General features: G+C 59.1%; 10 protein-coding genes. 4 read left to right on the top strand and 6 right to left on the bottom strand.

Going from position 1 to position 14,739, the window contains the following annotated elements:
* Nucleotides 1–27 precede the first annotated feature (27 nt).
* From VGL38_14330 to VGL38_14340, 3 genes are all read left to right on the top strand, one after another.
* Nucleotides 28–1,032 (top strand): hypothetical protein, encoded by a 1,005-nt coding sequence (locus tag VGL38_14330; protein ID HEY3296604.1) that lies wholly within the window; start codon nucleotides 28–30, stop codon nucleotides 1,030–1,032.
* A gap of 209 nt (nucleotides 1,033–1,241) precedes the next feature.
* On the top strand, nucleotides 1,242–2,849 hold the full coding sequence (locus VGL38_14335; GenBank protein HEY3296605.1) for a T9SS type A sorting domain-containing protein: 1,608 nt from the start codon (nucleotides 1,242–1,244) through the stop codon (nucleotides 2,847–2,849).
* 204 nt (nucleotides 2,850–3,053) lie between these two features.
* Complete coding sequence (locus VGL38_14340) at nucleotides 3,054–3,887, top strand: deoxyribonuclease IV (protein ID HEY3296606.1); 834 nt, start codon at nucleotides 3,054–3,056, stop codon at nucleotides 3,885–3,887.
* Between the two features lie 51 nt (nucleotides 3,888–3,938).
* Here VGL38_14340 and VGL38_14345 read toward each other — a convergent pair whose 3' ends face one another.
* Nucleotides 3,939–4,523: an outer membrane beta-barrel protein gene (locus VGL38_14345; protein ID HEY3296607.1), complete on the bottom strand. Its 585-nt coding sequence runs from the start codon at nucleotides 4,521–4,523 to the stop codon at nucleotides 3,939–3,941.
* A gap of 139 nt (nucleotides 4,524–4,662) precedes the next feature.
* Nucleotides 4,663–4,872, bottom strand: a complete 210-nt coding sequence (locus tag VGL38_14350; protein ID HEY3296608.1) for a DUF2188 domain-containing protein — start codon at nucleotides 4,870–4,872, stop codon at nucleotides 4,663–4,665.
* A gap of 272 nt (nucleotides 4,873–5,144) precedes the next feature.
* Here VGL38_14350 and VGL38_14355 point away from each other — a divergent pair, with 272 nt between their 5' ends.
* The gene (locus VGL38_14355) at nucleotides 5,145–6,044 is read left to right on the top strand and encodes a YihY/virulence factor BrkB family protein (protein ID HEY3296609.1); all 900 of its coding nucleotides are present in this window, start codon (nucleotides 5,145–5,147) and stop codon (nucleotides 6,042–6,044) included.
* Nucleotides 6,045–6,140: 96 nt separating this feature from the next.
* Here the strand turns inward: VGL38_14355 and VGL38_14360 are convergent, their stop codons facing one another.
* From VGL38_14360 to VGL38_14375, 4 genes are all read right to left on the bottom strand, one after another.
* On the bottom strand, nucleotides 6,141–7,307 hold the full coding sequence (locus VGL38_14360) for a hypothetical protein (GenBank protein ID HEY3296610.1): 1,167 nt from the start codon (nucleotides 7,305–7,307) through the stop codon (nucleotides 6,141–6,143).
* A gap of 12 nt (nucleotides 7,308–7,319) precedes the next feature.
* The gene (polX, locus tag VGL38_14365) at nucleotides 7,320–9,059 is read right to left on the bottom strand and encodes a DNA polymerase/3'-5' exonuclease PolX (GenBank protein ID HEY3296611.1); all 1,740 of its coding nucleotides are present in this window, start codon (nucleotides 9,057–9,059) and stop codon (nucleotides 7,320–7,322) included.
* A gap of 128 nt (nucleotides 9,060–9,187) precedes the next feature.
* On the bottom strand, nucleotides 9,188–10,867 hold the full coding sequence (locus tag VGL38_14370; protein ID HEY3296612.1) for a PAS domain S-box protein: 1,680 nt from the start codon (nucleotides 10,865–10,867) through the stop codon (nucleotides 9,188–9,190).
* A 149-nt stretch (nucleotides 10,868–11,016) separates the two neighbouring features.
* A complete protein-coding gene (locus tag VGL38_14375) occupies nucleotides 11,017–14,478 on the bottom strand; it encodes a chemotaxis protein CheB (protein HEY3296613.1) in 3,462 nt (1,153 codons plus the stop codon).
* Nucleotides 14,479–14,739 lie beyond the last annotated feature (261 nt).

The following is a 14,739-nucleotide window of genomic DNA, read 5'->3' on the forward strand; positions in this document are numbered from 1 at the left end:
TGCAGGACAGGATGAAAGGAGAACCCTATGCGAACACGGTTTGCAGTCTGGATGCTGATTGGCTTGTTTTCAGCCTCACCGGCCTTTTGCCACCATTACTATACGGGATATTCCAATGCTCCGGGCAGTTCGGGGAGCTGCGCGGGGAGTTGTCATGGCGCGGCGGGCGGAACAGTCTCGGTAACCGGATTTCCCAGCACCTACACGCCGGGGCAGACCTACCTGATTCATGTCGCCCACGGCGACGGCGGAGTGATTGCCAATTTCAACAGTTCCTGCCGCATCGGCACAGGGAGTGCGAACGCCGGGAGCATGGCGGGCGTGGGAAATACGCAGACCTACAGTGCTACGGGTGAGACGAGCGGCGTAGCCATGATGAATGCTTTTCAGGATACCGCCAGCTTTGCCTGGACGGCGCCTCCTGCGGGAACAGGAACGGTGCGGCTCTATCTGGCAGCGCATCAGAGTCTGACCGCTTCGGGATTGAACTCCGCGCTTGTACAAATTGCCGGTGAGATCGCGCCGCCTGACGCGGCAAGCAATCCCTATCCGGCCAACAGCGAAACAAGCATCTCCCGCGATCCGGTTCTGACGTGGGCCGCAGGATCCGGGGCGACTTCGCACGATGTCTACTTCGGGACAAACAACACGCCGCCGTTGATTGGCAATCAGACGACATTGACGTACAGTCCGAGTAACCTTGCAGCGGGCACAGTCTACTATTGGCATGTTAATGAGCGCAACGGCGCCGGCGCCACCGCCGGGCCGCTCTGGTCCTTCACGACGACCACCGGCACCCTCGCATCGCCGCAGGCACTGGTGGTATTGGCAGAGCAGCCCCTGATCCGGCTGAACTGGAGACGGGTGAACGGCGCCGGCAGCTACAAGATTTATCGCGCCTCCACACCGGAAGTTCTGCCGATTCCCGTCAATCTTGTTGGTTCGACAGCAGACACGACGTACACAGACGCAAACGCGCTGACCCAGCCAGCACTCCGGGAGTTTTACACGGTGACGGCAGTTCAGCCGTAGCCATTAGTTTCAATATTTTGATATAATAAAGGCTATCCCGGCGGATAGCCTGTTTTTTTATCTATGACTCATTTTTGTTCGGTTCTACTCTTGACAAATTGGTATGGATAGACTACTTTTTAAAAAGTCGCCATTATGGATCTTTGTGTCCTTTGGTGCATGACATCTTGCATTGTAACCGTGATCTTCAGGGGAAAGGGACGTCATCCATGCGCTTGTTTCAGTTGATCTTGCTCCTGTCTCTCGGCACAGCCCAAGTCTGGGCTCATGCGACCTTCACCGGCTATTCCGGTGCTCCGGGGAGACAGACCTGTGCGACCAGTTGCCACGGGGCATCGGGAGGCACGGTGACCGTCAGTGGCTTCCCTACCTCCTACACTCCGGGACAGGCTTACACCATCACCATCGGCCACAATGGGGGCAGCACCATTGCCAACTTCAATGCATCCTGCCGCATCGGCACGGGGAGCAGCAATGCCGGAACCATTGCCGCGGGCACGGCCACGGCGGCTTACAATGTGAGCGGTGAAACCAACGGCATCCATTTCTCCAGCACCAATCAGAATTCGGGCACATTCACGTGGACAGCACCGGCGGCTGGAACCGGAACAGTGCATCTTTACGTGGGCGCACACCAAGGGTCTGCCGGCGGCGCCAATACGACGATCTCAGTGACCGCTACCGAAGTGCCCGGCGCGCCGGGTACGGCAAGTGCCCCCGCTCCTGCGAACAATGCCGCCGGGGTGGCAATTACCACAAGTCTTTCCTGGACAGCAGGCAGCGGTGCGACGTCCCACGATGTGTTCTTCGGCACGACCAATCCGCCGGACTCGGTGACCAATCAGGCTGGAACATCCTTTGATCCGGCGGGGGATCTGACTCCGGGGACAGTCTATTACTGGCAGGTTAACGAACGCAATAGCATTGGAGTGACGGCGGGGCCTGTCTGGCAGTTTATCACGCTGTCGATTCCGGGACAGGCGAGCTTGCCGGTTCCGCAAACGGACGCGCCGGATGTAGCGATCACGACAGGAGTGAGCTGGACGGCAGGCAGTGCCGCAGGATCGCATGATGTCTATTTCGGCACAACGACCCCACCTGCCTTCATCGGCAATCAGGCCACCCTCAGTTATGACCCGGCGGGAGATCTGACTCCGGGAACGGTTTATTACTGGCGGATTGATGAGCGCAACAGTTCGGGTGTGACCCCGGGCGATGTCTGGCAGTTTACGACATTGGCAGTTCCGGAAGCGGCCACCGAGCCTTCTCCGGCGGACGGCGACACGGCGATTACGGTGCGGGTGACCCTCTCCTGGCTGGCAGGGGCGCGGACGGATGCGCATGATGTGTATCTGGGCACGGTCAATCCACCGCCACAGGTGATGCAGGGACAGAGCGGTGGCTCCTATACTCCGCCGCAGAACCTTGCCGAAGGCACAGTGTATTACTGGCGCGTGGGGGAAGTCAATTCCTCGGGGACGACGCTTAGCCCGGTGTGGAGCTTCCGCACGGAGAGTCCCAATGCGGTGGGTGATCCGAAAGCGTTGATACCAACGGAGCTGGCCTTGGGTCCGGTCTATCCCAATCCCTTCAATGCCACGGTGACGATTCCCTTTGCCTTGCCGCAGGCTTCCAAAGTCAGTGTGACCCTGTATGATGTCACCGGACGGCTGGTGGCGGTGATGACGAACGGCACGTATGGCGCAGGGGTTCATTCGGTACAGTTTTCTTCGGAAGGGGTAGCCAGCGGGGTGTATCTGGTGAAACTCTCGGCGAATGGCCATATGCTGACCACCAAGGTGGTGGCGCTGAAGTAACCCCCATCTATCTTCCCCCACAAAGTGGGGGAAGGACTACAGCCGTCGCCGGGGTACAGAATCCTGCTCCCATCTAACTTCCCCCACGAAGTGGGGGAAGGACTTGAGCGTGCGCTGGGTTGATTTCGAACACCGGGCTACACATGCATGTGTGGCCCGGTTTGGTTATATTGCGGGGTGAATTACTAAAAGGAGTCGCGGATTATGTTGATTGGCGCACATGTTTCGGTGGCGGGGGGGATGGCGAAGGCTTTTGGGTGGGTGGAGAAGTTCGGCTGTGAAAGCCTTCAGGTATTTACCAAGAGCCAGGTGCAGTGGGCGGCCAAGCCGCTCGAGGGTGACGATATTTACGCGTGGTTGTGCGCCTGGGAGAATGCCGAATGGCCGCCATGCATGGTACACAACTGCTATCTGATCAACCTGTCCAGCGCCGACGAGACCCTGCGGCAGAAGTCCGTGGCGGCGATGATCGACGAAGTCGAGCGTGCGGCGGTGCTGGGGATCCCGTGGGTGGTGACACATCCGGGTGCCTCCAAGGGAACGACGGTCGAACAGGCTCTCGAGAATTGCGCCCGGTCGGTGCGTGAAGCCCTCGAACAGACGGACGGCTGCGGGGTGGGAATCCTGTTAGAGAATACGGCCGGAATGGGGAGCCACATCGGTGCGCGGTTTGAAGAACTGGCGCAGATCCTGCAGTTGACCGCCCTGCCGGAGCAGACGGGAGTCTGTCTGGACACCTGCCATGCCTTTGCGGCGGGGTATGATCTGCGCACCGCGGAAAGCTATGCCGGGGTGTGGGAGCAGTTCGGCAAGACGGTGGGCTTTCCGATGCTGCGGGCTTTTCATCTGAATGACTGCAAATCCGCCTTTGCCAGCCATGTGGACCGCCATGAGGCCATCGGCGAGGGGACCATCAGCCCCAAGGCTTTCGAACTGCTGGTCAATGACCCGCGCTTTGAAGGGCTTCCCGCCGTGGTGGAACTAAAAGATGAGCACGTGCCGGGCAGCATGGAACTGTTGCTGGGTATGCGCCAATAGAAACGGGCGGGTCAAGTGACCCGCCCGCTGTGCTATCAATAGGCGACTTAGCTATTTCTTGTGGGGGCCGAGCAGGCCGGAGATGCCCATGCCAAACGAGACCACCGTGCCGTGCATATTCACCGTGTGTGCTTGCCCGTTCCAGTAGCCTTCAGGCTCCTCCCGGGTGTCAAAGTTGATTTGAAATTCCGGCGTAAGGGCCAAGGCCGGGCGGACAAACCAGGCCAGGCCCGCGCGAAGCTTGATGCTGTTGCCGGAGTAGGTAAAGGTGTGACCGCTGTACCTGTGGGATTCGCTTTCCAAGAGCAGAGCCCCGCCGACGTATGGGACGACTTGCGAAGCTGAGGAGAAGTAAACGTTTAGAGATGGGCCGATCAGCACCCGAGTGGTGGTATAGCCATTTCCACTGCTCAAGCCTCCCGCCAATTCTCCACCGAGAGCCACGTTTGGTGTCAGAAAGTAGGAGACATTGGGAGCCAACATCACGTCCGTGTAACTCGAATAGAGGTCGCCGCTGTAATGAGAGAAGGATACGGTACCCGAGATCATGGTACTACCCTTTTCCGGCTGGGCGAGGGCGGGCAAGGTGGTAATAAGACAGACCAGAAGTGCAAGGATCAGGGCGTTGCGGTGCATGTGCGTTTCTCTGGCTAAGGGGTGAACGTTCAGGCAGATAAAGGCCGGCGGCGCACGCCGCCGGCCAGTGACGGAACAAGGGATGGCTGCTGACTGGGTTCAGGTCAGGCTGCAAGCCGTGGGAAAATCGAGGAAAGGGCTATTCGGCAAAATCCAACTCGGTCTCGACCGTGCCGTCCTCCTTCAGAATTTTGACCGCGCTGGGGAGCATGGATTGCGCAAGCTCGCTGGCGGCTTTGACCGCCGCCGCTTTGTTGTCGTGGGTGCTGTAGGCTGACTTGGTACCCTGGAACTTCACCGCCCATCCGTCGAAAATCGGGACTGCTTCGATAATCATCGGCTCTGACATTGTGTCCTCCCGTGGTTGTAGGACCCGCCTGGGTGCTCTAAGGGCGCGGGCTTACCGCATACTCGGTAAATATATCACGGTGCACCCCGAAAAGCAATAACCCCCTTGCACATTTTCAAAAATTCCCTGCCTGTATAAGAAACCCTGCTTTCGGGCAAAGGGTTTAGAAGAAAGGATGAAGGCGGAAGGATGAAGGGAGTCCGAATGCCCTTGCGGGTCCGAGTGAAGGGCAGGGGCGCAGCACCCATGGTTTTCAGACAGAAAGGACAGGCATGTCGGCGGTTAAGGATCTGTTCAAGTTTATCGTCTGTGTGGTGGACGATTTTTCGACCGACAACGCGGCAACGCTGGGGGCGGCTCTGGCTTTCTATACCGCGCTGTCCCTTGCGCCGCTGCTGATGATCTTTCTGTTTATCGCCGGCCTGATCGGTTCGGATGCGCAGATTCAACTGGTAAATCAAATTCAGAGCCTGGTCGGGCCGCAGGCCAGTGCCGTAATTGATCTGGTGATCGACAACCTGCGCAAACAGCACCACACCGGCGCGACGTCGGCAGTGATCGGTGGAATCACCCTGTTGATTTCGGCCACCGGAGTCTTTGCCCAGTTGCAGTTTTCGATGAACACGATCTGGGACGTGCATGCCAAGCCGGGCAACGACGTCTGGACCTTTATCCGTCAGCGGCTGCTTTCCCTGACCATGATGGCTGTGACGGGCTTTCTGACGCTGGCCTCTCTGGTGATCAGTGCCGCGTTGAACTTCGTATTCTCCGGAACCGGGATGTGGGAGACCGTTGACTCGACCGCGTCCTTTGCCGTCTATGTTCTGATCTTTGCCCTCATCTACAAAGTGCTGCCCGACGTGCGGCTGGCGTGGCGGGATGTGTGGATCGGCGCACTGATTACCGCCATGTTGTTTGTGATCGGCAAGTTTGCCATCGGCAAATACCTCGGCTACAGCAGCGTCGGCTCGGCGTACGGCGCGGCAGGCTCGCTGGTGGTGCTGCTGCTCTGGTTTTATTACACGTCGCTGATTGTGTTCTTTGGAGCGGAAATCACACAGGTGCGCGCCCGACGCTATGACCGGGGAATGGTTCCTAAGAACTACGGAGAGATGAACCCGCACATCAAGGGCAGGCGAACCACCACCGCCGCCGCCGAAGCGCAAGACTGAGGACAAAAGCCAAAAAACCGAAATGCCAAAGAGCCAAAAGAAGACCCGGAGCAGAGGCGTCCGGGTTTTCTCTTTTCAGCCTTTCAGCATTTTCTTTCAGACCGGGTATCTGAACAGTGCGGTCAGCGGTGAAGGGTTGGGCATGTCCTCCTTGCGCAGGCCATAGACCACTCCCGATTGCAGCAGGGTTTGGGTGGCGGCAGCATCCAGCAGATCGACGTCCCCCGGCTGCATATCCTTGTGCAGTTCGACGGTGTTGTTCTCGGCATCGAACCTCCCCCAGAGTTCCACGTCGACGTCGGCAAACAGAGTATCCACCGCGCCGTTGTAGGCGGCGGGAATGACCTTGAGCGGATCGTTGGAGGCCAGAGGCGAGGCTTTGATGTCATCGTACCTTTTCATGGCGTTCATGCGCGCTTTAGAGAACACGGGCTGGACTTTGCCCCATGCCTGTTCCCGCAGTTGCATGTCGCTCAGGGTTTCCGGATTGCCATGGAGGCCTTCGGGAATCAGGTGCGGGTAAGTGCAATGGGCATGGAACATGGGATGCAGATATTCGACTGCGGCCAGCATCAGCGGCGCGGTATCATTTTGCAGACGCTCGGAGACCGCCTTGGCCAGGATTTCCATATAGCGGGAGACGTCTTCTTTCTTCTCATCGGGCGGCGCGCCCTGAGTGTGAAAGACGCCGGTGCGCGTCCCCAGAAAGGCCGAAGACGGATTGGCATAGGTGTGAAGCTGGAGCTGCCGCTCCAGCTTTTGATATTGCAGAGCATCGTCCATGTTGGCGGGGACTTTTTTCAGATCGAGGCGCTGTTCGCTCCGATGCGTCGCCTGAATCAGCCGCACTTCATTCTGGCTCATAGCGAGAATGCAAAACGCGCCGTCGCCTTGCAGCAGGGGAAGCAGGAGCTTGGTATAGAAGCGGCCGGCCACGACCAGCTTTTCGGGCGGCACCGTGGGCAGACGGAAGCGATAGAAACCATAAGGGGACAAAAAGGCGGCCAGCCCCGCGCTGCGATGCTGCCAGAAGCCATAGTCCGCGAGGAGTTCGCGGCCCGGCTGCACGACTTTGTTCACGCGTGACGCCGAGTGCCCCGCGGCGAGCATCGCTTTTTCGGCATCACTCAGCAGTTTTTTGAAGGGCACCGGATTGTGCAAAGCTCCGGGCATATCGAGGTGCAGGGGAGTGTAGATGGAAACGCACGGCTGCTCCTGCCGTGCGATGAGTTTTCGCAAGTCCTCGCGGGTAAATTCCAGCATGACGCTGTCTCCTCACTTTCGCTTCAATAGCTTCTTCAATTGGGTCCAGGTGCGGGTATTCAGCACATCGTCGGCGGACAGCCAGCCGCGCCGCGCCTGCCAGACGCCATAGCGCATCAGGTTCAGGTCCTGCGTCGTGTGCGCGTCGGTGCAGATGGCGATCTTCACCCCCAGATCCTTCGCCATGCGGCAGTGCATGTCATTCAGGTCGAGGCGGTCGGGATGGGCATTCACTTCCATGAAGCAACCGCGCTCGCGGGCGGCCAGCAGAATTTTCTGCATGTCCACTTCATAGGGTGGACGCTGGTTAATCAGGCGGCCCGTGGGATGGCCGAGAATGTTGAAATAGGGATTGTCCATGGCGCGGATGATCCGCTCGGTCTGTTTGGCCAGGGGAAGTTTGAACAGCGAGTGCACCGAACAGGTCACCACGTCCAACCGGGCAAGGATCTCATCGGGCAAATCGAGCGAACCGTCTTCCAGAATATCCACCTCGGAGGATTTGAGAATGACGATGCCTTTCAGTTTGGCATTCAGCTTGTCAATGGCGGCCATCTGGACTCGCAGCCGTTTGGGATCGAGGCCGCGGGCCATGGCCAGACGCTGGGAATGATCGCTGATGGCCAGGTATTTGTAGCCGCGCGCCTTGGCAGCCTGTGCCATCTCTTCGAGTGTGCTGCGGCCATCGGACTCGGTGGTGTGCGCATGCAATTCGCCGCGAATGTCGCCGAGGTCCACAAGATCCGGCAACTCGCCCTGCAGAGCAACCTCGATTTCACCGAGGTTCTCCCGCAGTTCGGGCTCGATGTAGGGCAGGCCGAGAGTGGCGTACATCTCTTCTTCAGTTCTGCCTGCGATGCTCCTGGCGCCTTTGAAGACGCCGTATTCGTTGATCTTCAGATGCCGTTCGAGGGCCATCTTGCGCAGGGTGATGTTGTGCGGCTTGGAGCCAGTGAAATAGAGCAGGGCCGCACCGTAACTGGCCTGCGGCACCACGCGCACATCCACCTGAAATCCCGAGGACAGCACCACCGTGGAGCGGGTGTCGCCATGAGACAGGACGCGGGCCACGCCGCCATAGCGGATGAACCGCTCCATCACATCCGAGTGACGGGTGCAGGTCACCAGCATATCCAGGTCGCCAACGGTTTCCTTGCGGCGGCGGTAGCTGCCTGCGGCAATGCATTCCTTGACGCCGTTGGCGCCGCGCAAGTAGTCTACCATACGGGTCGCAACGTCATCGGCTACGGAAATCTTGACGCGCTGTTCCCACTGCTGGGTCTGGGTTATCTGTTCACGCAGGCGCTGGATCGTCTTTTCACCGAAGCCGGAAACGGTGGTGATCTGCTCGCTGTTCAGCGCGGCTTTCAGGGTGTCCAGATCCTTCACACCCAATTCATGATAGAGCAGCTTAATCCGCTTGGGACCCAGCCCGGGCATGCGCATCAGCTCGATCAGCGTCTGCGGGGTCTCCTTCTCCAGTTCCTGAAGTTTGGAAAGTGTCCCGGTGTTGACGATCTCCTCGATCTTGGCGGCCAGATCCTTGCCGATTCCCGGCAGCGTGGAGAGATCCTCATTCTGTTTGACCAGATCGGACACATTCTGCGCGAGATTGCCTACGGTGTAAGCGGCAGTACGATAGGCACGGATGCGGAAGGGATTGGCGCCTTCAATATCCAGCAGGCCAGCCATCGTATTGAAAATTTCGGCAATTTCCGCGTTGCCGACCCGCGATAATCTATCTTTCTTCATCAGCGGACCTCTGCGTTTCTACTCGTACACGTGTTGAGGCACGTCGAGGTTTCGGGCGATGCCCCCGCGCCAAAACAAAAGCCCTTGCGGTTTCCGGCAAGGGCTTTAAGTCAGGATGGCAAGTGATTCTATTTCGCCGGGCAAGAGAGCACCAGGGTAAAGGTGGTTCCTTCGCCGGGCTTGGTCTGGATCTCGATGGCGCCGCCGACACCCTCGACAAGGCTGCGGGAGACCGAGAGGCCTAAGCCCATGCTGCTCTGATCGCCGCGCTTCACGCGGGAGTAGAAGGGTTCGAAAATATGGGGCAGCACATCTTCGGGAATTCCTTCGCCGTGGTCGGTGACGGAGATCCGCCCCACATCCCCGTTGTGCTCGAAACCGATTTCGATATCCTTGCCCGGAGAGGAGACCTGCAGGGCATTGATCACAAGGTTGTAAATGACCTGCCGCAATTCTCCTTCGCCCATCCGCACGGCCAGTTCGGGAAGTTCCGTAACAAAGCGGAAGGTAATGCCGTGGGAGCGGCTGTCGCTGGAGAGAATTTGCAGCGTCTCCTTGACCGCGGTCACCGCATCGCATTCACAACGTTTTCCGGCGGAAGGGCGGTAGAGCATCGTCATCTGGCGAACGATCTCGGCCATGCGGCGGATCTCGCGTTCGACCAGCCCGACGAACATGGCATTGGGATGATCGGGTGGGACGGCTTTCTTCAGCAACAAAAACGCATTCTGGATGCCGCCGAGCGGATTGTTGATCTCGTGCGCCACGGCGGCGGCAATCTGTCCGAGGGCCGCCTGCTTTTCCAGGAAGGCCTGGCGGCGCTGGGCCTCTTTCGCCTGCTCCTCGGCGCGTTTGCGCTCGGAGATGTCGATCAGAATGCCGTCCACGCGCACGCTATTGCTCTCTTCGATGCGGCGCAGTGCGCGGCCTTGCAGCCAGATCCAGTCACCGCGCTTGTGGCGGAAGCGGTATTCCACGTCGGCCGCTTCGCCCTTGGAGAGCATCTGCATAAAGCTGTGAATCACACGCGGCGTATCCTCGGGATGCACCTGCCGTTTCCAGAAGCGCATGTCGGTGCCGAGCACTTCTTCCGGAGTAAACCCGCAGACCGATTCGATGTTGGGGCTGATGAACACAAATACCCCCTGGCTGTCCCGCGTCCACGTCACCACCGGAACGTTGTGAATCAGCGTGCGGTATTTCTCTTCGCTTACGCGCAGCGCGCGCTCGGCGTCGGCCAGCGGGGTAATGTCGCTCAGGGTCACGCGCAGCATGGGAGCCTTACCCGACGTATCCGGCGCGGAGATGCTGTCGAGGTTGGCCACGAAGGGCACTCCGGTGGCCTTGACCATGGCCGCCACCAGCGTGTGCCGTGCCCGGGCGGCGAGCGCATTGCGGCGATAGAGATAAAAGGCGTCGAGGCTCTCCGGTGCGATGAAGCGCGTGAAAGGCCTTCCGATCAGTTTGCTTCGATCCATTCCCAGCAGTAGCGCGGCGGTGAGATTGGCCTCCAGAATGGTGCCCTTCTGGTCCAGCGTAAAGTAGCCCACCGGCGCAAAATCGAACATGTCCGCCAGTTTGGCGTAGGCCATTTGCAGTTCCAGTTGGCTCCGCCGCAACTCTTCGTTCTGGGCCTCGAGTTCGACCTGATGAACATGCAATTCATGTGCGATCCGTTGCACATCATCGGGCATAAGCGGCGCGCTATCGGCGGAGTCCTTGCCGCGCGTCTTAAGGATATCTTCCGCTACCTGACGCAGCTTGGTGCTTTTTCCACTATGAGGAGCGGACACGTCTCGCTTAACCATAATGTGGCACTCCAATCTGATTGCATGATTAACGATCCGCCGGAGCGGGATAAGCCCGCGCGGCTTGCTTGGCGGCAGCGGCCATCCCTCATCCTCCCGGGCCGCCGCGCCTCGACATAGAACTCTATTGTGACGTCTACAACACGGTATCAGGATTTGCGTTGGTCCCAGGGCTGGGACGCACTCCCGGTGATATTGCGTTCGGTGACGGAGATGCCGAAGGCCTGCCCATTGTCTCCGAGGAGGCGGCTCATCGTACACCACACTTCAAACGGCTTGCCGTCGCGCGACCGCCGCATCGAGCGGAACGGTTCGGGCGAGTGGCCCTCCTTCAGGCGGTGTAGTGTTTCCAGCATCTTGCTATGCAGGCTGCCGGGGATCAGGTCGCGGAGGTTCAATTTCAGCGCTTCTGCTTCCGTCCAGCCGTAGGTATTGGTTGCACCGCGGTTCCAGGCGAGAATCCCGCCGTCAAAATCGAGGACGCTGATCGCGTCTTCCGAATCATGAATCACCGCCGCCAGCCGGCGCAAGCCCTCCATTTGCTTGAGAGCGGTGACATCCTCGCCGACCGACACGAACTGCGTCATGGTTCCGCCCGCCAGCCGCAGCGGCGAGATGACCACCGTCTCCCAGAACATATCGCCGTTCTTCTTGCGGTTGTGCAGTTCGCCGTGCCACTCCTTGCCGGCAAGCAGCGTGTCCCACATCTGCTGGAAGAATTCCGCCGCATACTCGTCCGAGCGCAGGAAACGCGGCGGTTTGCCCAGGACATCCTCCGGCGTGTAGCCGGTCACTGCGGTGAAGCGGGAGTTAACATATTCGATTTCGCCCTGCAGATTGGTGATCATGACGATGCTGGGCGACTGCTCGATGGCGCGCGTCAGCACCTGCAGCCGCTCCTGGGTGCGCTTCTGCTCGGTAATGTCGATAAAGGAGATCACTGCGCCCTGCACCACGTTTTCCACGGTTCGATAGGGCAGCACACGGACGAGACACCAGCGTCCCTCCGTGGTGCGCAATTCCCGTTCGCACACCTTCAGAGTGTCGATCACCGCGCGGGCATCCTCGACCAGCGTAGTGTTTTCCAGATTGGCGACCAGATGCGCAATCGGACGGCCCACGTCGCCGGGAATCAGGTTGACGAAGCGCGCCGCGGCAGGGGTGAAGCGCTCGACACACAGCGCATCGTCGAGGAAGATGGTGCCGATGTCGGTGCTCACCAGCAGGTTGTTCAGGTCGTTGTTGGCCCGCGTCAAGCTTTCGAGATTGGTCTCCAGTTCGACGTTGACCGTCATCAGCTCTTCGTTGACCGATTGCAGCTCTTCGGTGGAGGTTTCAAGTTCCTCATTGGTGCTCTGCAACTCTTCATTGGCGGATTGCAGTTCCTCGTTGACGGACTTCAGCTCCTCGTTGGTCGTTTCCAGTTCCTCGACGGTGGCCCGCAGATACTCGCGGGTGGCGCTGAGTTCCTGCTCCAGTTCGGTAATCCGGCGCTGGGCGGCCTCGGGAGCGTCGAAGACGCCGCCCGTCTCCGCCGGCTCAGGCGGAGTGTATTCCTCGAAGACCACCAGCAGCAATCCCGAAACGGAGTCCGGTTCGGTCAGCGGACGGACGACCAAATTGATATGCTGCGCATCGCCGTTGGTGCGCACACGGAGATGCTCATAGCGGACTTCCTCATGCTGGACCAGGGCCTTGCGCAGAGCCGTGCCCAGTTCCAGCCGCAGCCCGTCGCGGGCCATGGCGACGATGTTCATGTTGGCCTCGCCGGAGGACGGTTCGAGGTATTTGCCGGTGCGGCCATGAATATAGAGCACGTCACCCCGGTCGTTGATGATGACGGCGGCGGGCGCATAGGTGTTCAGCAGGGAGCGTTCGGCCACATCGCGCAGACTGACCTTGTCACGGGGCCGGAGGTCGCGCTCGGTGGCCGGGGACGGCAGAGAGGGCGCGGGCTCGTGGGCGTAGGTCGGTCCCGTGGGGAACGGCGTCATATGGCCGCGGCGCTCGTAGATTTTCCACTTGCGGTCGACCGCGGTGAACAGATCGGAAAACTCGCCCACGCTCTCGGAGCTGCCGAGGAACAGATAGCCGCCCGGCTTCAGCGCATAGTGGAACAGACGCAGCACGCGCCGTTGCAGTTCCGGTCCCATGTAGATCATCAGGTTGCGGCAGCTCACCAGATCCAGCTTGGAGAACGGCGGATCCTTGACCACGCTCTGCATCGCAAAGACAATCATATCGCGGATCGGCTTGCGCACCTGATAGGTATTGCCTTCCTTGCTGAAGAAGCGCAAATAGGAGTCGTTGGGAATGTCCGCGCTGATGCTGTCGGTGTAGGCGCCGGCACGGGCGACTTCAATCGCTTCCTTGTCGATATCGGTGGCAAAGATCTGCACCTTGTACTCGCGGCGGTGCTCATCCATGTAGTCGCGCAGCAGCATGGCCAGGCTGTAGGCCTCTTCGCCGGTGGAGCAGCCGGGAACCCAGATGCGCACAGGCGTGTCCAGCGGGCGGTGCGTGATCAGCGCGGGAATGACCTTAACGCGGATCGCGGTGAAGGCGTCCGGATCGCGGAAAAAATTGGTGACTTCAATCAGCAGCTCTTTGAAGAGCGTTTCCACTTCCACCGGGTTCTGCGGCAGGTAGTGCGCGTAATCGGCCAGGCTGTCGATGTGGCTGACCGACATCCGCCGCTCAATCCGGCGGATGATCGTGTTTTGCTTATAAAGGGAAAAATCGTGGCCGGTCTGTGCGCGCAACTGGGTGAGGATGCGGGTCAACTGCTCGCTGGGCGGCTTGGGCGGCGGCGAGGTGGGTTTCACACCTTGCGGCACGGCGGCACGGCGAACGTAGGCGATGAGCTGCTCGGGCATGCGTTCGGGCGGAAGCACGAAGTCCGCCAGTCCGGTGGAGACCGCGCTGCGCGGCATGCCGTCATATTGGGCGGAATCCGGTGACTGCACCATCACCATGCCATCGCGCTCTTTGATCGCCTTCAGGCCCAGCGTGCCTTCGGTCCCCGTTCCCGAGAGCACGATGCAGATGGCCCGCTCCTCCAAGTCCGCGGCCATTGAGTGGAAGAAGAGATCTATCGGCAACCGCCGACCACGCACATGGGACTGGTCGAGCAAGTGCAAGTGTCCCTTGGAAATGGTCAAGTCGCAATTGGGCGGAATGATGTACACGGTATTGGACTGCACCGCCACCTTATCCTCGATCTCCTGCACCGGCATCTGGGTAAACTTACGGACCAGCTCCGTAAGCAGACTTTTATGGGTCGGATCGAGATGTTGGACGATGACAAAAGCCATTCCGGCATCCGCCGGCATGGCTTTGAAAAAACGTTCAAACGCTTCCAGACCGCCTGCTGACGCACCGATCCCTACAATCGGGAACGTGGCTGCATGGCGGGTGCTATCGGGCCGCGATTCTGTCCCGGCTTCAGCATGGGTGCTGTCAGACCGATCTGCTCCGGCTGCGGCTACATCCGGTGCCGTTTCCTCCGAAGGCTGGGATAGTTCTGCGGGCTGCGATGTATCATCAAACGATGGATTGGTCTTCTTCTTAGGCATCGGCGCAATATCCTGAGTAGAAAACAAGAGCGCCACGGTCAAGGCACTCCCAAGAGTTCGCGGAGTAGGAGTAAACCTCTCTACCCCACGTTGATATAATAACATGCCAAGTCATATTTAGCAATAGCTATGTCATAACCAGTACAAAATTCTATCGAATCAGGACTTATAACACTAAGAGAGGGCGGGAACAGTAAGATTAAGTTTCTTTGATCGAACGATCAGGGCAAAGGCGTGAGAAAGAAAACTTTGTAAACCCTTGTGTTTGTCAAAATAATACTCGGCTTTAGCTGATCA

Source organism: bacterium (assembly GCA_036504735.1).
In the GTDB taxonomy this organism is placed as follows: domain Bacteria; phylum Electryoneota; class RPQS01; order RPQS01; family RPQS01; genus DASXUQ01.